At 60.6% G+C, this 20,582-nt stretch carries 16 protein-coding genes and 1 pseudogene; 1 reads left to right on the top strand and 16 read right to left on the bottom strand.

Annotation, left to right across the window (positions count from 1 at the left end):
* From NZ453_RS13620 to NZ453_RS13545, 16 genes and pseudogenes are all read right to left on the bottom strand, one after another.
* Positions 1 to 260: pseudogene (locus NZ453_RS13620) on the bottom strand (hypothetical protein); the annotation flags it as partial.
* A 68-nt stretch (positions 261 to 328) separates the two neighbouring features.
* Positions 329 to 1,078 (bottom strand): WecB/TagA/CpsF family glycosyltransferase, encoded by a 750-nt coding sequence (locus tag NZ453_RS13615; protein WP_263771190.1) that lies wholly within the window; start codon positions 1,076 to 1,078, stop codon positions 329 to 331.
* Between the two features lie 61 nt (positions 1,079 to 1,139).
* Positions 1,140 to 2,606: an oligosaccharide flippase family protein gene (locus NZ453_RS13610; protein WP_263771189.1), complete on the bottom strand. Its 1,467-nt coding sequence runs from the start codon at positions 2,604 to 2,606 to the stop codon at positions 1,140 to 1,142.
* 56 nt (positions 2,607 to 2,662) lie between these two features.
* Positions 2,663 to 3,859 carry a glycosyltransferase family 4 protein gene (locus NZ453_RS13605; RefSeq protein ID WP_263771188.1) on the bottom strand — a complete coding sequence of 399 codons (1,197 nt, stop codon included), beginning with the start codon at positions 3,857 to 3,859 and terminating at the stop codon, positions 2,663 to 2,665.
* Entirely contained in the window at positions 3,825 to 5,084 is a 1,260-nt protein-coding gene (locus NZ453_RS13600; RefSeq protein ID WP_263771187.1) for a polysaccharide pyruvyl transferase family protein, read from the bottom strand. The genes NZ453_RS13605 and NZ453_RS13600 overlap by 35 nt, the downstream gene beginning before the upstream one ends.
* A 49-nt stretch (positions 5,085 to 5,133) precedes the next feature.
* The gene (locus NZ453_RS13595) at positions 5,134 to 6,357 is read right to left on the bottom strand and encodes an acyltransferase family protein (protein ID WP_263771185.1); all 1,224 of its coding nucleotides are present in this window, start codon (positions 6,355 to 6,357) and stop codon (positions 5,134 to 5,136) included.
* Between the two features lie 51 nt (positions 6,358 to 6,408).
* Positions 6,409 to 7,455: a glycoside hydrolase family 5 protein gene (locus tag NZ453_RS13590; protein ID WP_263771184.1), complete on the bottom strand. Its 1,047-nt coding sequence runs from the start codon at positions 7,453 to 7,455 to the stop codon at positions 6,409 to 6,411.
* Complete coding sequence (locus NZ453_RS13585) at positions 7,455 to 8,591, bottom strand: glycosyltransferase family 4 protein (protein WP_263771183.1); 1,137 nt, start codon at positions 8,589 to 8,591, stop codon at positions 7,455 to 7,457. The genes NZ453_RS13590 and NZ453_RS13585 overlap by 1 nt, the downstream gene beginning before the upstream one ends.
* 16 nt (positions 8,592 to 8,607) lie before the next feature.
* On the bottom strand, positions 8,608 to 9,915 hold the full coding sequence (locus NZ453_RS13580) for a hypothetical protein (protein WP_263771182.1): 1,308 nt from the start codon (positions 9,913 to 9,915) through the stop codon (positions 8,608 to 8,610).
* Positions 9,916 to 9,957: 42 nt separating this feature from the next.
* Complete coding sequence (gene epsG, locus NZ453_RS13575; protein WP_263771181.1) at positions 9,958 to 10,845, bottom strand: chain length determinant protein tyrosine kinase EpsG; 888 nt, start codon at positions 10,843 to 10,845, stop codon at positions 9,958 to 9,960.
* The gene (gene epsF / locus NZ453_RS13570; RefSeq protein WP_263771180.1) at positions 10,842 to 12,278 is read right to left on the bottom strand and encodes a chain length determinant protein EpsF; all 1,437 of its coding nucleotides are present in this window, start codon (positions 12,276 to 12,278) and stop codon (positions 10,842 to 10,844) included. Before epsF ends, epsG begins: the two co-directional genes overlap by 4 nt.
* Positions 12,279 to 12,316: 38 nt before the next feature.
* Positions 12,317 to 13,126, bottom strand: a complete 810-nt coding sequence (epsE, locus tag NZ453_RS13565) for a polysaccharide export protein EpsE (RefSeq protein WP_263771179.1) — start codon at positions 13,124 to 13,126, stop codon at positions 12,317 to 12,319.
* A gap of 53 nt (positions 13,127 to 13,179) precedes the next feature.
* The gene (epsL, locus tag NZ453_RS13560; protein ID WP_263771176.1) at positions 13,180 to 14,385 is read right to left on the bottom strand and encodes an XrtB/PEP-CTERM-associated polysaccharide biosynthesis outer membrane protein EpsL; all 1,206 of its coding nucleotides are present in this window, start codon (positions 14,383 to 14,385) and stop codon (positions 13,180 to 13,182) included.
* A gap of 205 nt (positions 14,386 to 14,590) precedes the next feature.
* Positions 14,591 to 16,012 carry an undecaprenyl-phosphate glucose phosphotransferase gene (locus tag NZ453_RS13555; protein WP_263771174.1) on the bottom strand — a complete coding sequence of 474 codons (1,422 nt, stop codon included), beginning with the start codon at positions 16,010 to 16,012 and terminating at the stop codon, positions 14,591 to 14,593.
* Positions 16,013 to 16,735: 723 nt separating this feature from the next.
* The gene (locus NZ453_RS13550) at positions 16,736 to 17,998 is read right to left on the bottom strand and encodes an EAL and HDOD domain-containing protein (RefSeq protein ID WP_263771172.1); all 1,263 of its coding nucleotides are present in this window, start codon (positions 17,996 to 17,998) and stop codon (positions 16,736 to 16,738) included.
* 69 nt (positions 17,999 to 18,067) lie between these two features.
* Positions 18,068 to 19,348, bottom strand: coding sequence for an EAL and HDOD domain-containing protein (locus NZ453_RS13545; protein ID WP_263771171.1), 1,281 nt, complete (start codon positions 19,346 to 19,348; stop codon positions 18,068 to 18,070).
* A 315-nt stretch (positions 19,349 to 19,663) separates the two neighbouring features.
* Between NZ453_RS13545 and NZ453_RS13540 the strand changes: the two genes are divergently transcribed.
* A complete protein-coding gene (locus tag NZ453_RS13540) occupies positions 19,664 to 19,876 on the top strand; it encodes a hypothetical protein (protein ID WP_263771170.1) in 213 nt (70 codons plus the stop codon).
* The last annotated feature ends 706 nt before the right edge of the window (positions 19,877 to 20,582 follow it).

Here is a 20,582-nt window from a genome sequence, read left to right as displayed (position 1 = left end):
TCAACGTCGAGCCCGGCGTGGCGGATGGCGGCGGCGCAGGCGGCGGCCAGGCGCGGGCTGCTCGGTCGCAGGTCAATGCCCAGGGCGATGCGGCCCGAGTTCATTCCGATGGCCTGTAGGAAGGCCACCGTGTAGGCGTAACAGACCTCGTCCGTGAGATCGTCCACTCGCCCGCGCGCCCCGCTCGTGCCAAACTTCACCCCGCTCGTGGACATCAGGGTGGTGAGGGAAATGTTCCGTTCTGTCGTTTTCTTGGTCATGGTTTTAATAAGCCTTTTGCATGGCAGGAACCGCTTGGCTCCTCGTTAAGTGCACGACGACGTTTGCCTCAGCTAGCTCCTTGTACGCGGGGCGTGCGCACTGTCGTGATGAGATAGGCGAAGCGCAGAATGTCCACCGTGTATCGCTTGAGCAGCCGCTTCGGCTCAAGAGCCAGGCGATACAACCATTCACAGCGGATGCGGCGTATCCACACCGGTGCGCGCCGGACGTTACCAGAAAGGAAGTCGAGGAGCGCGCCGACACCGATGACGAGCTTGGCGTCCAAGTGGCTGTGGTGTTCCTTGATCCACGCCTCCTGGCGTGGATTCCCGAGCGCGACCAGCACGATTTCCGCGCCGGAAGCGTTGATGCGCGCCGGCAGTTCCGGATCACGAAGCTGGCCGAAGCCGTCGGCACATCCGACGACGTTGTGGCCATATCGCTCGCGGATGACGCGAGCCGCACGTTCTGCAACATGCGGTTGTCCGCCAACGAGAAAGAGTCGGTGCGGTCTGCTGAGCGACGACAAGAATGCCGGGCAGAAATCGGTGCCGTTGAGATTCTCGCGAAACCGTTCGCCATGAAGAAGCCGTGCAGCGATGTCCATCGCGATGCCGTCGTTGACGATGAGCACCGGGTCCTGTCGCAGCCAGCGCAGGTAATCGCGGCATTGGACGATGAAGTTGGCATTGGCGAACAGGAGCACGCACTGACGCGCCTCGTGCAATCGCCGCGCAAGCGTGTCGCACAACGATTGCGTCGTCGTGTTGATCACCGGGAATCCGGCGAACTCCAGAGTCGATTCCTTTCCTTCCATAAACGCTCCAAAAATTGCGATAAAACAAATGACAAAGCGCCGAGGCGACGGCGTGGCCTCGTTACGGCGCTGACGGTCGTGCGCGGGCCGAACGCAGCAACGTGATGACTTCAACCGCCTGGGTCTTGCCGAGGAGCAATGCACAGCCGACGAAAATGGCCGCGCCCAGGCCGCCAAAAAGTACGAGTTGCAGCGGAATGCTCGCCAGATTCACAGTGTGCAGCGCGCCCGATTCCGCGGCGACGATGGCGACGAAGGTGAGCACACTCGCGACGGCGAAGGGCCAGATGCGCGCAACCTCGCTCCACAGTCCGATGTCTAGACAGCGCCGTACGCAATGGACATAGAGCGGGATGGCCGCGAAGGCAATGGTGGTCACACTCAGTGCCATCAGCCGCAGTCCATCCTGCAGCGGTAACAGGAAAAGAGTGGCGAGGCTGAGCAGCGTGACAAGCATGTTGTAGCGAAAGAAGATGTTGAGCCGATTGTTGGCGCGGAACAGCTCCTTCACGACGAAATTGAACGGCAAGGCGGCCGCACCGATGGCGTAGATCTGTAGCAGGACGATCGACGGCTCCCAACGTTCGCCGAAGACGAACGGGATGTAGAGCGGGGCGGTGGCCGCGAGGATGGCAAGCAGCGGAAAAAGGAACGAGCAGGCCAGCAACAGGGCCTTGCCCGCGATGCGAGCCTGGTCGGGCCGGTTACCCTTCATCTTCGACATGCCGGGGTAGAGTACGACGAGCGGCGCCGTGATCAACATCTCCTGCAAAGCAAGGCGGATGCGCATGACGAACGCGTAATGACCGAGGGCGCCGGCGCCGATGACGTCGGCGATCACGAGGCGCGGAAATTGCTGCTCGAAGTAGGCGAGGCTCGATACCTTGATCGCGTTCAGGCCCGGTTTCACGGCATCGACGAGGCTCGTCCGGCTGAATTTCAAGCGCGGCCGCCAATTGGCAAACGGCCAGATGATGAGGTTCATCACCACGTAGAAGGCGATCTGCTGCCAGACGATGGCGTAGGCGCCGAAACCCTTGAACGCCAGCCAAAGGCCGACGCCACCGCCGACCAGAGTGGCCACCAGTGTGCGGATCGCATAGATCTTGAAGTTCATCGCCTTCATGACGATCATGTTGGGGACCGCGCTCAGTGAGAGCAGAAGGGGTACTACGGCGAAGGTGTACAGGATGGCTTCAAGCTTCGGCTGTTCGAGAAGGTTGGCCAGCACACCGGCGGTTCCCACACAAAAAGCCGCGAGCACGACGCCAATCACCTGGGTGAACCAGAAGAGGCTGGAGAGCCGCTCATCGTCCTCGACTTGCAGGCTGACGATGCCGTCCACGACGCCCCAGACGATGATGCCGGCGAGCAGGAAGTAAACGAAGCAAATGTTGGCGAGGCCGTATTCCTCTGGCCCGACGAGTCGGGCGAGGACCATGAAAACGAGGAAGGAAATTGCCTGCTGGCCGCCCTTCTCGACGATCGACCAGAACGCACCGCTGGCCATTTTTCCGGAGAGCGCCATCTAGTTCTTCCTTTCGATTCCGCGGGCAGGCGCCGCTGCCCGCCGATACTCGATAGTCATGCGCATGCCAACTCCTTCGCCGCTTGCAGCTGCTTGAGAGCTACGTCGTAGTACGGTTTGGCGAAGTACGCATTGGTACGCGACAGGCAGACCTCGGCCTTGCGCTTGGTCAGCGAGCGGTCGGTGCGTAGAGTGGCGAGCAGTTGCGCTGCATGGTCCACGTCGGCGTCTGCCCAATGCAGGTCGCCGAGCGAGGCGAATTCGGGGTTCGTTGAGCGCACCGCGATCGGCTTTACGCGCACAGGGAAACTGTTCTCGTCGGAGCAGAAATCCGTGCTGCCTGACCAGTCGCTGACCATCGTTGGCGTGCCGAGCAACATCGCTTCGGCGATCGTCAGTCCGAAGCCTTCGGAGCGGTGCAGCGAGACATAGACATCGGATTCCTTGATCAGACCGGCGACGTCGCCCGGCTCCCATAGTTCGTCGACGAGCAAGATATTCGCGTGCGGGCGAATCGTTTCCAGGAGTTGGGCCTTCTCGCGCGAGTTGCCGCCGTGCCCGCCCTTCAAGACCAGCCGCGCGCCCGGGTCATCGCCGAACGCCTTGACGAAAGCCGCGACGACGGCCCACGGATTCTTGCGCTCGATCGCCGAGCCAAAGCTGAAGATGCAGCTCGCCATGAAAGCGTCGGTCGGCAAACCGAGCCGTTCCCGCATGCCCACGGAAAAAGGCTGCGCCGAAACCGGGTGTGGTACGGTGACGACGGGCTTGTCGGTTTCCAGGGCGATGGCGCGCGAGGTGAATGTCGACGGCGTAAATACCGCGTTCATGTAGCGTGTCGCGAGTCGCCACTCGGCCGGAATGCGTTCCAGTTCCCAGGCCCAATAACCGATGTTGTAAGTCTTCGTGAACTCGCCCATGCCGACGGCCATCACGGCGGGCGGCATCATGGGCGGATTGAGGTGATAGATGCGGCATCCGATCTCGTTTTCGCGCGCCGTGTCGAGGAATGTCCATTCCATCTCGGGCGGCTTGCGGAACACGTTCTCGACGCTGCGGCAGCGTACCCGGTAGCCGCAGTTCTGCAATTGGCGCGCGCACAGCCGCGCCGACTCGCCGATGCCGGTCGCGCTGCGGAAGAAGCCGACGACCTCGATGCCGGTCTTGCCATCGGCGAAAATCGGCGCCCGGCTGAGCGGAATAAGGCGATGAAAGAGATTACGCCTTGAGAATCGGTAGAGCGTGCGCAGCATAGTTTCCTTGTCTTTCTTTTGTGGGAGCGACGGCGGCGATCAGATGCGCGATCAGCGCGTCGATGCCTTTCTTCGTTTCGGCAATCGTTTCCAGGCGTTTGATTTCGTCGTATCCCGCGTCCATTGCCCGGCGTACCGTGGTGATGACCGCGCCGATATCCGTCTGCCCCGCGCCGATGAAAAATTCGCTGCGGCCGGTGGATTCGAAGAAACTCTTCAGTTTGTTGTCCCAGCCAAGCCCGACGGTCGGCAGGCCGAAGGAATACCCGACGATGTTGGCGTGCAGACGGTGCGAAAGGATGCCGTCGGCCTCGGCGATCTGGCTGACAAGCTCCGAGGGCGTGCGGGGCGGTGCGAGGAACGTGGCACCTGAGGCGGCCAGTGCGGCATCGCTTTCGGTGGCTTGCTTCAGACCTTCGAGGAATGCGTTGTCGAGATCGGCGCCGTTGGTGAAAAACCGCAGGTCGAAGTCGCCGGACAGGCGCCGGATCAGTTCCTGGTAAAAGCCGATGTCGCCGAAGGCGACGTCAGCCGAGCGTTCGGAATGCTGCTGCAGTTCGTGTAGATCGGACACGCCGATAGCCAGTACCTTTCGGGTATTGTTAGTCTTGGCGCCGACGACGTCGCGATAACACTCGGCCGCGAGCAATCCCGGGTCGCGAGTGACACTGACTTGCAGGCCGGGAAAATGCTGCGCCCAATGACGTGCGGAAAGATCGTCGCGGGCAGCGGCGAATTTCAGTTCGCCATGCCGGAATGCCGAAGCGAACAGGCGTACGGCGCGCGGCGTCCACCGCCGCGATACGCCGACCGCATAAACGAGAATGGGAACCCCGCGCGGGGCCGAACGTACGGCACGGGCAATCCGCATCGGAAAATACAAGTCGACGTCCTGGAACAACTGCCCTCCGCCGACGATGACAGCGTCGCAATCATGCAAGGTCTCGCGCCAGCGTTCGCCATAGCGGGCTTTTACCAGAAGCGGCACAAGGTAGGCGTCGGTGAGCTTCTGCAAAGGCTTGGGCAGCGTCCGGACGATGCGCATCAAGCCCAGGCCTTTCCCCACCAGGCTACCGCCGTGGCCGAAGCCGTCGCGACCGCCGACGTCGACCGAGACCACGGTCGTCCCCGGAATGCGTTCCTTGAGCCCGGCCTCCAGGCATTCGGCAATGACGCCGTCGCCGAGGTTCGGGCTGTATTTCACGTTGATCAACGCGATTTTCATTCGTGTCTTTCTTGTTTGATTCGATTGATGATGGTTTGCCTCGCTACGTTCAGTTCCCCCGGTTGGCCGAACCCGCGAAGGCTCTCGCGTTGCCGATCGAGTCGGTCGCGTACAGCGGGCTGGTGTCCTCGCGGAAGGTTCGGGCACGGGTCAGCAGAGCGGGGCCGAGTGGCGTTTTCCCGACAAGGGCGGCTACGCGGCTGAATGCGGGCTTGAGAGCTTTCTGCAAGTTCGCTTCGAACCAGTAGGCGACGGCGAAAGCGAGTAGGACAGCGAGCGGGATCGTGATCAACGTCGCCGGCATCTTTCCCAAGCCGGCGAGGGTCAGATGATCGACGATCACCCGCCCGATCTGGTTGTGCAGCAGATAGAGCGGGTAGGTGGTCAACCCGATCCAGCGGCACGCGGTGTACAACCGGGCTGACCCGCCGGTTTGGGGTTGTCGGGTGATCGACAGATAGACGAGCGCGACGCCGACGGCTGAGAAGAGAACTTCCGGGACAGGCGATGCTTCGACGACAAAGATCGAGTGGTGGCTGGCTTGCAAGGCCCCACCGGCGAAGCAGATCGCGAGCGAGAGCCAGCGGTTCTTGATTCCTCCCTTGGTCATCAGCCAGATGTTGATGCCGACGCCGAACCACGCGCCGTGATGGATCAGTGTCAGGTCGAAGTAGCGCTTGAACCCTGTGCTGATGATTGCGGCATAGGACGACGTGTCGCCTTGCAACAGGTAGGCCGCGAAGAAGACCGTCCAGTAAGCGAGGGAAACCGAGCCGAGGATCGTGGCGAGCGGCTTGATCAGGCGGAATGCGTTGAAGAAAAGCAGTACCAAAATCACCGAGTAGAACGCGATCTCAACGAACAACGTCCAATAGACGCCGTCGATCCAGGCATGGTCGAGCGTCGGCGTCGGCCAGGGAACGAGGGGGAGGAAGAACAGCGAGGCGAGGTAGCGCCGGATCAAACCTTCCTGTCCGACGTCCCAGAGCAGCAGCGTGCCGACCGAGAGCGTGGCGCAGATCCACGCGGCGGGCACCAGGCGCGTAAACCGGCTCTGGATGAAGGCGAACGGACTCCGGCCATCGGCGCTCAGTGCGATGATGAAACCGGAGATCACGAAGAAGATGTTGACGCCGGCGCCGCCCCAATGAAACGTGTGATACTCCTCCGCCACGCGCGGAATGTAATGACTGAGGACGACCGCCAGTGCGCAGAGGAAGCGCAGGATGTCGAGTCCCAGGATCTCTTTTCGTTCCGTCGTGGCTGGTTTCATGGTAATCACCGTTAGTCGTGAGGAGGGGGCAAGCCGAGGATCGACGGCTGGCTATTTCGGTAGAAACTCGCGCAGCAACGTCAATTGCGGCGCTTCGGCGCCGGAAGCCGGCGGTTCGATGCTGAAGGCGTACGTTCCCCACCACGGACCGGCGGCCCAGTATGTCCAGCCAAGCCAGACGGGGTCCTTTGCGCCCTCGACGATGGCTCGCAGCGCGGCCAGGCACTCGGGCGTGCTTGCCGTACCGAACTCGCCAAGAAAGACGCGCTTGTTCTCGGTCTTCGCCCAGGTCGTCACGTTATTCATGACGTCGCGCAGCAGTGCCGGATCCACGCAGGTGTTCTTGGTCCCGGAATAATCCGGGTCGGCGTATTGGTGCACCTCGAATACCGTGTTGTTGAGCGGATCCTCGAAGGTACGGAAGACGGTGGCCGGGGAAACGCCCGCCAGCGTCTTCATCCACTCGTGAGCGCCGCTCCAGCGCGGGCTGGCAACCGTCAGCCGATTCTTCACCCCGGCATTGCGCAGGGCGCGCACGGTGTCCTGGGCAATGGTGAGCCATTGTGTGCTCGGGATGGCAGTCGGTTCGTTCATCAGCCCGAACATCGTCACATTGGGATCGGTGAACACCTGCCCGAGTTTCAACCAGACGTCGGTGAACGCGCTCGCCGGCAGCGGATCGGTACCGACCGCGATGCCGTTGTAGCGCCCGTAGTTGTGCAAGTCGATGAGCACACACAAATCCAGTTGCTGAGCCGCCACGACGGTCCGCCGCAGTTGGTCGAGTTCGGCGGTATCGAGTGGGGCATTAGGGATGCGCTGGATGCGTTCCCAGCGAATCGGCACGCGCACGACGTTCATCCCGATGCCGCGGAAGTACGCCAGGTCCTTCTGCGATGGGTACACGTAGTCCTTGTTCAGAACACCTGGAAGCCGCGTACCGTTGAACTCCGCACCGGCGAGGTTGACACCGAGCAGACGTGTCGGGCCGACGCAGCCGGCGAGTGCGTTGAACGCCGTCAGGGACAACGCGGTGCCGAGAGCCGCCAAGGCAGCGCGGCGTGCCGTTACCCGATGCAAGATCGAGAACAGGCGCATCACTGCTCCTCCATGATCTGGTCGTACTGCTGCACGTAACTGGCGGCAACGGTTTTCCACGAGTAAGGCGCCGCGGCATGACGAGCCGCCTGACGGCGATCCAGTCCGTTGTTCATCAACGACGTTTGCAGGGCGTGGAACTGCGCGATCTGGTTCGCTTTCGGCAGGGCGTTGGTGCCGTCGAGGATCAAGCCGACGCGCGTGCTTTCGACGAGATAGCGGAATGGGGGGATCGAGCTCAGAATCGGCAACAGGCCCGCGCTCATGGCCTCGATCGGTGCGATGCCAAACCCTTCGTGGTGCGACAGGCAGATGAAGTAACTCGCCTGGGCGATCAGCGCTTTCAGTTCCGCATTGCTCGGACCCGGATGGATCTTCACACGGTCGATGATGCCCAGACGTGCGGCATGCTCGGCGATGGCGGTGGCGTCGAGATCGTATTCACGACCGGCAACCGTCAGCCGCCACGGCGTTTCCGGCTGCTGTGCGCACAATGCCGCCAGCACATCGAGCGTTTCGAGCAACCCCTTGTTGACCGACCAGCGTCCGAAGTAAATGAGTTCCGGCTGCAACGGACCGGTGGCGGCGTCGGCGAACTTCTCGATATCCACGCCATTCTCGATCGTCTTCAGTCGGCGGTCGTCGACGACTTCGCTGAAAATACGGCCGTCATTGCCACTGGTGGCCACGATGCGCCGATACGCTTTTGCCGAGGCCCTCGTCATGCTGTTGAAATAAAGACGCTTGGCGCGGGCGGCGAACTTGGTGTGAAAAAAGCCACCATGCGTCGAAGCGATCAGACGCTTGCCATGCAGCAGACGCGTCCAGGCGAGATAGTCGAAGAAGAAGTCGATGCCATGAACGTGCACAAGGTCGGCGTCACCGAGTGCGCGCAAAACCTGAGGGCACAGAGGGTAGCGTTCAGAACCGCGGTAGGAGAGTCGCTGCACCGGGATGCCATCGACCGTCTCCAGCGGCGGCAGTGAAAGCTCCGGCTCCCGGAATACGCGGTCGAGCGTGATCACCACCGGCTGGTAGCGCGTTTCGGTTTGCTGGTAGCGGGCGAGGCTGCGTACGACTTCCTCCATGCCGCCTACGGAAGGCAGATATTGGCGTACGACGTGGGCAACTTTCATTTTCTTTTCCTTCTTTCTACAGGGCGCGCGGCTGCCCCGGCATGGGGATCGTCCGGCGGGCGAATGGGGTGCGTGACGAGGTTCGGTGCGGTGCTTTGGCCGTGTCGCCCTCTCTTTGCGGAGCCCGGGTAAGGGTTCCGAGTAGGAACCACATGATGCCGGCGGTCTTCAAGGCAAACATCGACGTGCCGCTGATGGCGAGGTTGGCGAACATGTAGAGGACGATCAGCGCGCGAAAACGCCGTCCGCGCTCGTCGGCCATCGGCACGAGAAACAATGCGACGGCAAGCGCGATGGCGAGCGGGGCGCCGAAGCGCGACAGGATGTGCGCGTAGCCCATGTCGCCGTAATTGAGCATGTTGCCTTTCAGCCCCATGAGCAGCGACCAGTCGAAATTCAGCAACTCGATGCCGCTGCGCGTGATGCGACCGATGACGTTGTCGCCGCTGCCCGGCATGAAAATCGTGATTCCGAGGACGGCGGCCAGCGCCAGGAACGGAAACGTCGGTGCCAGGCGTGAGAGCATCGGTTCGGGGATCAGGCGTATCGTGATCAGCGCGGCGCTCATGAGCATCCCGAAGCGCGAATCGCCGAGGGTAATGAGAATGGCCGCGGCAATGAGAAAGTAAGGGCGCCGCAGAGTCTCGCTCCACGGTTTGCTGAGTGCCCAGGCCAGCAGGATGACCGCGAAGTTACCGAGCGAAACCGGCTCGATGAGAACGGACGACGCCCTGTGCGGGCCAAAGACGGCGGGCAGAATCGTGCGCCCGATTCCGTCCGGCCGAAAGCCGTTGAGCGCGAGCATCTGGCCCTCGAACATCGCCATGCTCTCGCGGATCGTCCCCAGGTTCAGGTAGAACGAAAAGGTGTTGAACAACTGCGAGTAAGCATCAAGGAAGAAGACCTCGAAGAGGCCGATAGCGATGACGAATGCCGCAATCCACCGCAGGCAGCGATCGGCGAAACGTTCGTCCGCGACATACTGGCCGAGGCTCAGGAAGAGGATCGGGATCATCAAATCGCGCACCGTCTTCACGTCCGGCTCCTGACGGACGAGCCAGGTGAAGACGATCCAGGCGAATGCGCAGAAGCCGAAGGCAGCCGTGGACAACGGTATGCGATGCACGACGACGCTCAGGCAACCGGCGTAGATCAATGCCTCGGTGAGTCCGACGAGGGTGGACGAAACATGCAGGCCGCGCGCGTTGAGAAAGCTGAGCGCCGACAAATAGCACACCGACGCCGCCAGAATGGCGGCTACCCGCATGGGCGGGTACGCAGGCTCAGCGAGCATGGCCTGGGTGCGGTGGGGGCGGGCGATCATCGGCTTTCTCGGAACGAGGGCAACGGTCAGGCGTTCGCCGGGTCAAAACTCGTTGAGCACGGAGCCGACCAACGCGATCCCTGACAACTCGAGGTTGCGTGCGAACTCGGTCATTTCCGGCAACGAGCTGTGGTTCTTGCGCGCCAGCATGAGCGCGGCCCCAGCGCGTACGGCGACGATGTGAGCGTCGGCGTATTCGGATGCCGGCGGTGTGTCGAGAATGACCACGTCGTACTCGCGCGACAAGGTCTTGAGCGTTTGTGCAAAGCCAGAGCGACCGAGCAGTTCTTGCGGGTTGGGTGGCTCGGTGCCGGCAGGCAAAACCGACAGTTCGAACAGCGATGGGATGCGCACGATCGTCTCGGCGTTGTTCCGCCCGGCAAGCAGCCCGGATAGCCCTGGTCCGCCTTCGATCTTGAACAGCCGATGCAGACGCGGCGAGCGGAGGTCGGCATCGATGAGCAGCGTGCGCTCGCCGAGTTGTGCGAAGACGATCGCCAAGTTGGCCGCGACAAAACTTCGCCCCTCGCGCCGGCCGGTACTCACCACGGCGAGTGTCTTTCGCCCGGCCTCCGCATCATGCCAGCGGAGAAGAAGCTGGCTGCGCAGCACACGCAATTGTTCGACGAGGGGCGCAAACGGGGAATAGGCGGCGATCAGCTCCCGGCTCAGGCTGACATCGCCCGAGGGGAGGTAGGGGTAGTCGAATTGGCGAGCAAGGGCGAAACGGATGTCTTCTTCCGTAAGCAGGCCCAGATTGATGCCCGCATCGCCGAAGCGCGTGCCGTGCTCCTTCTGCGCGCGGAGAATCCGATCGGCGTTGCCGACGGTCAGCCGGCCGGCGTCGACGAGGATGGCGCCTATCAATCGATCGCCTTGCCGTTCCGGCGCCGCGTCGGTTTTGAAAAAGGCGGATTCAATTACATTCATGGGCGGCCTCCGTCGGCGATCCAGTGGGTTGTTGCGGCATGGGCGGGTCGGGGAAGTCGGCGGCGGCCGAAGCCGCGGCGGGCAAGAGTCGACGACGTTCCACCCAGGGTGGCGAGGACCGGTACGCCGACGACGTCGAGCACGTCGTCGCTGGAACGCACACGACGGTTCATGAGTTCGAGCACCAGTGCGAGGCCGACTCCGAGCAACAAGCCGAGAAAAACGGCGACGAGCAGCGTCAGCTTGATCTTCGGTTTCGACGGATCGGTGGGGACAGTCGCCGGGTTGAGGAGAACGGCATTCGTCTGCACCGAGAGGCTTTCAAGGCGCGCTTGCGATGCGCGCTGGCTGACGTTCTCGAAGGTCCGCTGCGCGGATTCCACGTCACGTTGCAGAACGCTGACTTCGTCGCGTTGCTTGGCCAGCCCGAGGATGTGCGCCTTCTGGCGCTCGATGGCGGCGCGCAGATCGTTTTCCTTCTGGCGGCTCGACTCGTAGTTCGTGTTGATGCTGTCGGCGATCTTCTTCGTTTCGCTCGCCAGCCGTCCGCGCAAGGAGGCGAGTTCAGATTCGGTGCGTTGCGTCTGCGGATGATTCCGGCCCAGGTTGACACTGCTTTCTCGGAGTCTCGCCTCGGCGCGGGCAACGTCGGTCTTGAGCGCGCTGATCAGCGGGTTCTGGATCACCTCGGTCAACGTTTCGGGACCGCCGGTGGGCTTGCTCTTGCTCCGGCTGTCGGAAGCCTGTGCCTGGACGGCGGTAAGCTGCGTCGACAACTCATTGAGCTTCGCGGTCTCGAAATCGATCGTCGCATCAGTCGTGACGATGCCGGTTTTCTGCTGATGTTGCGACAACGCCCGCTGCGCCATTTCCAACCGGTCACGTAACACGCGTGTCTGATCGTCGAACCACTTGGCATTCTGGCGGGCGGGCTCCACCTTGAGATCGAGATTGACGTCGATATATGCTTGGGCAAAGGCGTTGGCTACCTTCGCGGCAAAGTCGGGATCGGCGGCGGTGTAGCTGATGTTGATGACGTTACTTTCACGCGCGGGGGCCGCATCGAGTTTGGCTTCCAGCCCAGCGGCAAGCCAGGCGACAAAGTCGCCCTTGCCGTCGGTGGTGCTCTGCCACTTCTCTCTGGCGGCTTGATCTTCATCGAGGCGCAAGATGCGCACGGCGCGCTGCGCTACGCGATCGCTCGTGGCGACGTTCACCTGCGTTGCCATGTAACTCGGCGAGATCATGCCGGGCAGCAGCATTCCGGCCACTGGGTCGGGCGACTTGACGTCGATCACGACCGCGGTGGACGCGGTGTATTGCCTAGGCAGGATCAGCACGACAGCGAGGGCAATAAGTACCGTGCCGATCAGCGCAAAGAAGATGATGCGCGTGCGTGCGCGAAGGATCAGGAAAAATTGCCGGAGGGTCATGGCAGTCGCTCGTCGGAGAGTGGGGAGTGGGCTGGAAATCAGAAGATGCTTTCCCGGACGTAAATGACGTCGTTGGGAAGGACCGGGTCATTCATTTGCGGCGCACTTTCCTCGACCGCTCCAGAGGCATTCTTGCGGCGCAAAAGAAGGCGTGAGTCGCTGCCTCGCGGCGTTGGGCCGCCGCCTTGCGCCAGCGCCTGCATGACGGTCATGCCGCGCTCGATGCGGTATGGCCCAGGGCGTTGCGCTTCCCCGTAGATGTAGAAGACGGGCGCTCGGTGCACATAGACAGTGTCGCCACCGGCAAGAACAATGTCGTTCTCGGGCGTGTTACCAAGGTACAAGGCCGGGATGTCGATTTCTTTACGGTAGGGCTTGCCGTCGCGGATGCCGGTCACGATCGCTACGTCATCGCCGGTCGGGGTCGTCCCACCAGCGGCGGCGAGAACGTCGCTGACGCGCGTGTTGGTCGTTTCCAACGGAAACCGCCCAGGATGAGTGACCTGACCGAGGACGCTGACCTGGTTGCCGCGTACCTGCAGCAAGGCGATGTTGACCTGCGGTTGCTTGACGAAGCCGCCGTCCTTGAGCGCCGCGGCGATCTTCTTTTCCGCCGCGGCGATGGGCAACCCGCCAACGTTCACCGCTCCAATGAGCGGGTAGGTGATCGACCCGTTTTCGGAGACGCGAGTGTCGAGCGTCAGGTCCGGATTCTGGAACACGAGAACGCGGATCGTGTCGCCGGCGCCGAGGGTGTAGTCGGGGAAAGCCTGTTTCTCCTGAGCGCCTGCGGTCAGGGCGAGAAACGTCGAAAGAACGGCCAAGGTACGAATTATTGCTTGACTCATGTTTCGCTCCGTTTGATCCAGTGGTTGTGTGGGTGAGATGCTTCGCGTCCCGTCTAGAACGCCAGCCGGGCCGAAACGCCGGCGATGGTGTTGTGGTAATCAAATCCGTCGCGATTCGACGAGCGGCGTCCGTTCTGCAACGATGCGGAAAGGAGTACCGTGCGCAGCGGTTGCCATTCGAGCGCGATGAGGGCGGCCTGAATCGTGTCGGACCGGCCGATCAGCGGCGAATCCGAAATCGCTCCGCGATAGTCGCGGCGGATATAGTCGTAACGGCCACGCAGCGCCGTCTTGGCGGTGATCTGCCACAGCGGCGAGACGGAGAAGCGATCCGAAATCGCGTAGCTGCTGTAGGCCGATTGGTAGCTGTTCATTTCCCGGCCGACGCCGGCCATGACCGACGTTTTTTCGGTCACGTCCCAGGTCACGTCGAAGTTTCCGTAGCTCCCCGAGTAGTCACGATCGCTGAAGTGGGCGTGGTCCCGTTCGAGATATCCGGCACGCACGTCGAACGTCGTCTTAGCGGTGATCGGCCAGACCAGGCGCATCTCGTGCTCACGCTGATCGAACCGGTTATCAAGTTGCGTCGCCGGCAGGGGCTCGTGCCGATTGAAGTACTCGCCGCGTCCGGTGCGCATCACATACCCGAGCGAGCTGCCTGAGCGAAAGTCGTAGCGCGCGCCGCCTTCCACCGTATCGAGCTGCGTGTCGCCTTCCTCGATGAAGAGCTCGCTGTTCGACAGCTTTTGTCGATTGGCTCCGGCCAACAACCGCCAGCCACCGGTGACTTCGAAAACCGCATCAAAGTGCCGGTTTTCTTCGGTTCGAATATTGCGTACACCATATCCGGTGAAGTCGGCGAAACTGCTCAGCGACTCTTTCCTGTCGGCGCTCAGATTGCCGTGCACCGATGGGGTGACGTTCCAGCGCCACGCGGCCGAATAGTTATGCGCCGTGAAATTCAGGTTGTCGAGCGAGCGGTAACGGTAGTCGACGACATTGCCTTCGATCTGGAAACGTTGCAGGGAATAGCTCTTGTCCCATTTCAATCCGACCGAGGACGTGGTGATGTCATCGCTTTGCCGGGAGCGGCCGGCGGGATCGTTCGACGCCGTGCGAAACACATTGTCGTCGTGCTGGAAGCCGGCGCCCGCCGTGATGTAAAAGCCGTCACCGTTTTCCGCGCGCGCAGGCTGCGCGAACAGTAGCGACGGCGAGATCGCGATGAGTCCGATACGTATGGCAGATGGTGAAAGCATAATTGTCGAATGATTGTGAATGCAGTTCATTGAGCCAATCGCCCACGATCGATTTCCGGCTTGCTCTCGGAGATCGCTGTGGGCGGGACATACGCTTCCGGTTTCGATGACAGTCAATGTGTTTCCACTAGCGCGCCGGTCGCGGTCCCCTTGGAAGGGGCGCGCAACCGGTAGGTTCCGCAAAGGATCCGGGGTTGCCGGCCGTTCAGTAGGCCGACCGATCCTTAAAGACGAGCAGCACCGTCCTCACGATGATCAGCAGATCAAGCTTGAGCGACCAATTGCGCAAGTAGTCAAGGTCGTAGTCGATGCGCGACTGCATCTTGTCCAGCGTCTCGGTTTCGCCGCGGAAACCGTTGACCTGGGCCCAGCCGGTGATGCCAGGCTTGACCTTGTGACGAATCATGTAGCCCTTGATCAGGCTGCGATAGAGCTCGTTATGGGCGACGGCATGGGGGCGTGGACCGACGATGCTCATCCGACCCTGCAACACGTTGATGAATTGCGGCAGCTCGTCCAGCGACGTTTTGCGCAGGAACGCGCCGAGCCGCGTGATGCGGTCGTCGTTCTTCTGCGCCTGCTGGATCGCGCCGCCGTCTTCGCAAACTTTCATCGAGCGGAACTTGTAGACGACGATTTCTTCGCCATCCAGTCCGTATCGGCGCTGCTTGAAGATGACCGGCCCAGGCGAGTCGAAGCGGATCGCAAGCGCGATCAAAAGCAGGATCGGTGAGATGAGCACGAGGATCAAAGCCGAGAGCGCCAAATCGCTGGCCCACTTAATGATGCCGTTCTTTCCCGTGAACGGTGTCTCGCAGACGGAGATGACTGGCATACCGCACATCGTCGCTGTATGGCCTTGGATCAGGTCGGTGACGAACATGTCGGGCACGAAGTAGATCGACGCGGTCGTATCCTTCAGCGCATCGAGCACTTGCAGAATGCGCGGTTGCGACGTCATGGGCAAGGACAGGTAGATAACCTGGATGCGGTTCTGCTTGACGAATTCGGACAGGCTCGCCATATCGCCAAGCACGGAGAAATTTCGGCCGTCGCTCAGTCGCTCGCGGCTTCGGTCGTCGAAGAAACCGGCCAATTCAATGTTCGTGTAGGGCGTATTGAGGAGGCGGTAGGCAAGGGCCTTGCCTTGCTCATTGGCACCCACGATCACCGCTCGCTGTGGGGGCGATTGCAGACGAACGAGATAGGGCGCCGCGGCGCGTAGCGCGAGGCGCGCCCCGATCTGGCAAGCGGGAGCGGCCCACAGCCAGAGGGTGATTCCGGCACGGGAGAAGTCGCTAATGTAGTCTGTGATGACGCCAAGGATTAACAGCAACGAGGCGACGAAGAACCAACTGACGACGACGTCGGTGGCCATTTTCCAGGCGGGCAGGTGCAGACGTTCAGCACCGGGAAAAGTAATGGCGAAGACGAGCACCGACAGAATCAGATAGGGAGGAAGCAGGCGGCCTTCGAAGGCAATGCTGATTGCCCAGAGGGACAAGGCAAGAACGGACGGGTCCAGAACGGCTTCAATGGCATGCAGCAGATTGCCTTTGCCGAGCGCCTCAGAGGAGCGCCTGGGGGATGTGCCGGAGGCAGAGAGTGCTAAGCTGGTATCAGGCATTTTTCGACATTCAAGTAGCGTTCATTGGAACGACACCCCATCACTAAGTGCGGGTGCCCGCTTGAGGGCATTGAATGCGGAGGGGATTCAGGTGGAGTGAGCTCGCCTCCTTTCGCTTTCAATGCCATGGTGCCAGTGTTGAGCCCTGATCTCGCACTGACCCGCGTTAATCATTTCAGTCCCGGCATCTCATTCATGGATGCCAACGACGGTTTAGCAATCCCCGTGCCTGAAATTCGATAGCCTGCTGATTCAGCGAGTTACGGTAAACACAGTGGGGATATGCCGGCCTATGCGGCGTGCAATCGGTATTTTTGTCGTCTCGCGGCGACAAATTTGCGGGAATTTCTTCCAGTTCCTTGGCATTTCCTGGAGCGCGCCTGTCGCTGCTTGGCGACAACGGCTTATTACCAACATGCCAAAGGGAACAAGCGCTGGATACCTACTTGGGATAATTCCGACCGAATGCCCTTTTGCATCCTGTGCTTGCAAGCGCCCGCGTAAGGGTCAAAGGAGGTTTTGTTCTTGTCGCTCGATGGGGTACATGCCTGCGACATGAGTGAAGAATCGGATGCGAATGCCATATGCGTAGCATATGACGACGATATGTCGAAAGAATATTCGCTCAAGAGAAAGGACAACTGCGGCAAGCGAAAGCCCGCCCGAGCCGAGGGCTGCAAGGTCATAGTCTGACCGAGTTCGCCGTATCTGACGTGACGACGCTTAGAAGTCGTCGGGCTTTTCTTCGGCGAGGTGGTTTGCCCAGGAAAAAGCGAGGGAGAGACAGTCGTTCACGACGTCGAGGTTTATACCGGGGAGCCGTTCGATGGCTTCCTCCAGCTCAGGATCGTCCGGGTGCTCGGTGGCGATCACAAGATTGAGGAGCTGGCCGTGCTGGCCGGCGCGCTCGAGGAGCGCATTCTTGACGCGCAGCGCTACGGGAAGTTGCGCGAGGATGTCTTCCATGGGTAAGCCGAGCAGCGTCGGCATCAAGGACATGATGCCAACCATGAACGCTTGGTCAGCGAATTCGCGATTTCTCGTCGCCACACGGTCAGCCAGTAATTCCATCATGCGACCGCGTGTCGCCGCAAGCTGCAGCAACGGGTTGGCGGCGGCATTGCCGCCCTTCGGCGTAGTGTAGATCAATAGCTGCAGCCACCGTTGCAGCTGTTGCCGGCCGAGTATGGTGATGGCATGACGTAGCGAGGTGACCTTCGTCTGGAGTCCGCTGCTTACGGAATTTGTCAGGCGCAGCATATTGACCGTCAGCCCGGGTTCCTGCTTGAACCCGTTCTCGATGTCGCGTGTTTCGGCATCCTGCATGACGAGGCTGAGCAGCCTCAGAAGCGCGATCTGCGACGGATTTAGTTTCTTGCCGACAATGATCGTCGGTTTCGCGAAGTGGTAGCCCTGGAACAGATCGAAACCGAGTCGCTGACACTGCTCCAGCTGCTCGGCTGTTTCCACCTTTTCAGCGAGCAGCTTTTTGCCAAAAGGCTTCAGGGTGTCGACCAGCACGCTCAACTCGTCAAATCCCAAACGCATGATGTCGACCTTGATGATATCGGCTTCAGCGAGCAGGGGACGATAAGCCTCCTGGACCTGAACGACATCATCCACTGCGAGCGAGAAACCTTTGCTGCGCAACTCCCGGCAACGGGCAATGACCTCGGGCGTCGGCTCGACGCTTTCGAGCACTTCGATGACGACAAGTTGCGGAGGCAAGGCTTCGACGAGGTCGCTGAACAGCATTTCTTCATCAACGTTGATGAAGCCGCGGTAGGGACCGAGAACCTCGTTCGTCGCGAGTTCGGTGAAGGCGTTGGCGATCACCGTGGCCGTCGCCTGCGTGGGATCAAGAATTTCCGCTCGATTACCCGTCGCGATCAGCCCGTCTCGAAAGAGCAGTTCATAGGCAAGTAATTGCTGTTCGCGCCCGAGAATGGGTTGGCGACCCAGAAAAACGTGAGTGTGTGGCGGCATGCCCGTCATCTTCGTCCGTACGATCATGTCGGCGGTTGGTTCTAGCCGCCGTTTAGTGTCAGGAGCCTCCTAGGCGGATTCGAGAGCGAGGCTGTTGGCCCACTGCAGCGCGCGCGCCAGGCAACCGTTGGCGTATTTGATGTCGATTCCTGGGAGCCGCGGCAGTACCGCTTCCACTTTCGCCGCTCCACCGGATTCTTGTCCGTTTTCCAAGGCTTCGACAAGACTGAGCAGATCGCCGAGAACGCCTTGCCGCGCTGACAGCGCACCGTGTACCGGGGGCGCGACAGGAAGTTGCGCGAGCACTTCGTCGATGCCGCACCCGAGCAGGGTGGGCATGAGCGAGAGAATGCCGCTCATGTAGGCTTGGTCAATGATATCGCGGCCGCTCTGCTTGCCTTCGACCGTGCGGTCGACGAGTAGCTCCATCAAGCGGCCGCGGGTCGCCGCGAGTTGCAGCAGCGGATTCACGGTTTGCTTCGATCCCGATACGCCGCTGTAGAGGAGCAACTGAAGCCAGCGCAGCAGTTGGCGCCGGCCGAGGAGGGTGATGGCGTGCCGCAGCGACGTGATCTTGGTCGTCATGCCGCTTCCGGCCGAATTGGTGAGGCGCAACAGGTGGAGGGTGAGTACTGGTTCCTGTTTGAAGGCGACCTCGATCTCCGAAGTATCCGCGTCCTGACTGAGGAGCGCGAGCAGGCGTAGCAACGCAATCTCCGACGATTGCAGTCGCTTGCCGTGCATCACCGTGGGGCGGGAAAAATAATAACCTTGGAACAGATCGAAGCCGAGGTCGTGGCAAAGCTGCATTTGTTCGTGGCTTTCGACTTTCTCGGCGAGAATCGTTTTGCCGAGCGGTTTGAGATTGGCAACCAGTTGTTTCAGGCGATCCGGGTCGATCCGGCTGATGTCGACCTTGATCACTTCGGCCAATTGCAGCAGCGGACGGGTCTGGTCGAGCGCCTCCGGGCGTTCCCTGACCGCGAATACATATCCCTCACGCCGTAGTGTCTCGCAGCGCTCGATCATCTGGGGCGTCGACGGTACGGTTTCGAGGATTTCGAGGACGACCGAATGCGGTGGCAACGCCTTGATCAGGTCGCTGAACAGGAGTCCTCCGTCGACCTTGATGAAGCCCTGATAGGGGCCCAGCGCGTCGGCCATCGAGAACTCCGTGAAGGTGTTGATGATGACCGTCGCCGTTGCCTGGTTGCCGTCGAGAAAGCTGGCAAAATTGCCTTGTTCGGCGCTACTGCTCCTGAAAAGGAGCTCGTAGGCGAATAGCTGCTGATTGCGATCCAGGATCGGTTGGCGGCCAAGGAACACTTCCTGATGGTCGTTTGCGGGCATATCGATTCCTTATTCGTTTCGAAGCTGCAGCTTCCGGATTGCCGCGAGAGCCCGCAAATCTTAGCACCAGACCGACGCGAGGATGCGAAGGAGGCGGCACAAGGGGCGGAGTACGCCATCATTTTTTTGCTTCAAGGGCCCTGCGCGCCACTGTTTCTCACCCCGACTGCGGAAAAATGCTTTCATCTGGCGCCTTCATTTTCTGTCTCAGGAACGCATAAGGCTTGAAACGGTTACGAGGAGCTCGCCCTCCCGAGGCCGGCAGACAGGCAGAGAAGCTATCTGTGACATAGTTCGGCGAACGGACTAAAACGAATGCAGCAACGTCGGTTTTTGTCCGATAGCAAACTCTCCGCCGTGATTGATGCATTGGATGCATCCTATTTATTTGGTATGGAGCGAGATTTGTGTTTCGGTGTTGTATGCCCGGCGCCTCTTTTTCCCTCGATTTTCTTCGGTAATGGTAGTAACAACAATGAGTTGAGGGTTATTCCCGAATATCCAGATGGACAGGCAGCGGGGCCGTAAAAGGCGTGTGACAAGAAATTTATTATTCTTTTTCGGAACCTAGCTCCCTATCGCCCGCGATTAATTCGAGGTTCGACTAACGGCGTTAGCTTTTTCAAAAATAGTTCGAAGATGGGCTTGCTTTAGTACGATATTTGAACTAACGTACGAGCGCTGAACAAAATATACGACCGGACGCTGAAGTCCAGGTCAAGGGATAACGATTCCGCCAGCGGGCTCCATAAGCCGGCAGCGGGTCCAGCAGGAGGCGTCAGATGGAGTTGGGGATCAATCCCTGCGTCGCTGGGGTCAAGCTTCTGTCAACGTCGGCGTGGCGAGTGCATAGCTCGGATACCGCGCATTCGGCTTCGTACGCCCCATCTGCCTTCGGTCTTTCCGGCCATTCCGGTTCGCAAGCGCGCTCGCTGTTCTTCTCTGCGGTTTCGCGGAAGTCCTTACCGCTTTTTTCTCGGTTTTTATCTCGTCCACGCCGCGACTTGCACCTGTATTTCCATCCCCGATTGTTCGGTACGTCGCGTTTTCCTCCGTCAGTGACGAGCCATGCTTTAGCGGGGTTTCGCTCTGCCCGGCGGAAAAGTGATGGTTTTTTTCGTTGTGTTTCTTGTTGTGTGCTGAAGGCTCGTCCGGAGACGTACGAGCGGTTGTGAGTTCGTTTATTCAAGCGTTTCGTCGCTGTTCCATGCAGCGGTAATTATTGGGAGCTTTG

The organism is Propionivibrio soli (genome assembly GCF_025770765.1).
In the GTDB taxonomy this organism is placed as follows: domain Bacteria; phylum Pseudomonadota; class Gammaproteobacteria; order Burkholderiales; family Rhodocyclaceae; genus Propionivibrio; species Propionivibrio soli.
The sequence above is the reverse complement of the archived record's forward strand: the minus strand, read 5'-3'. Positions and strand labels throughout refer to the sequence as shown.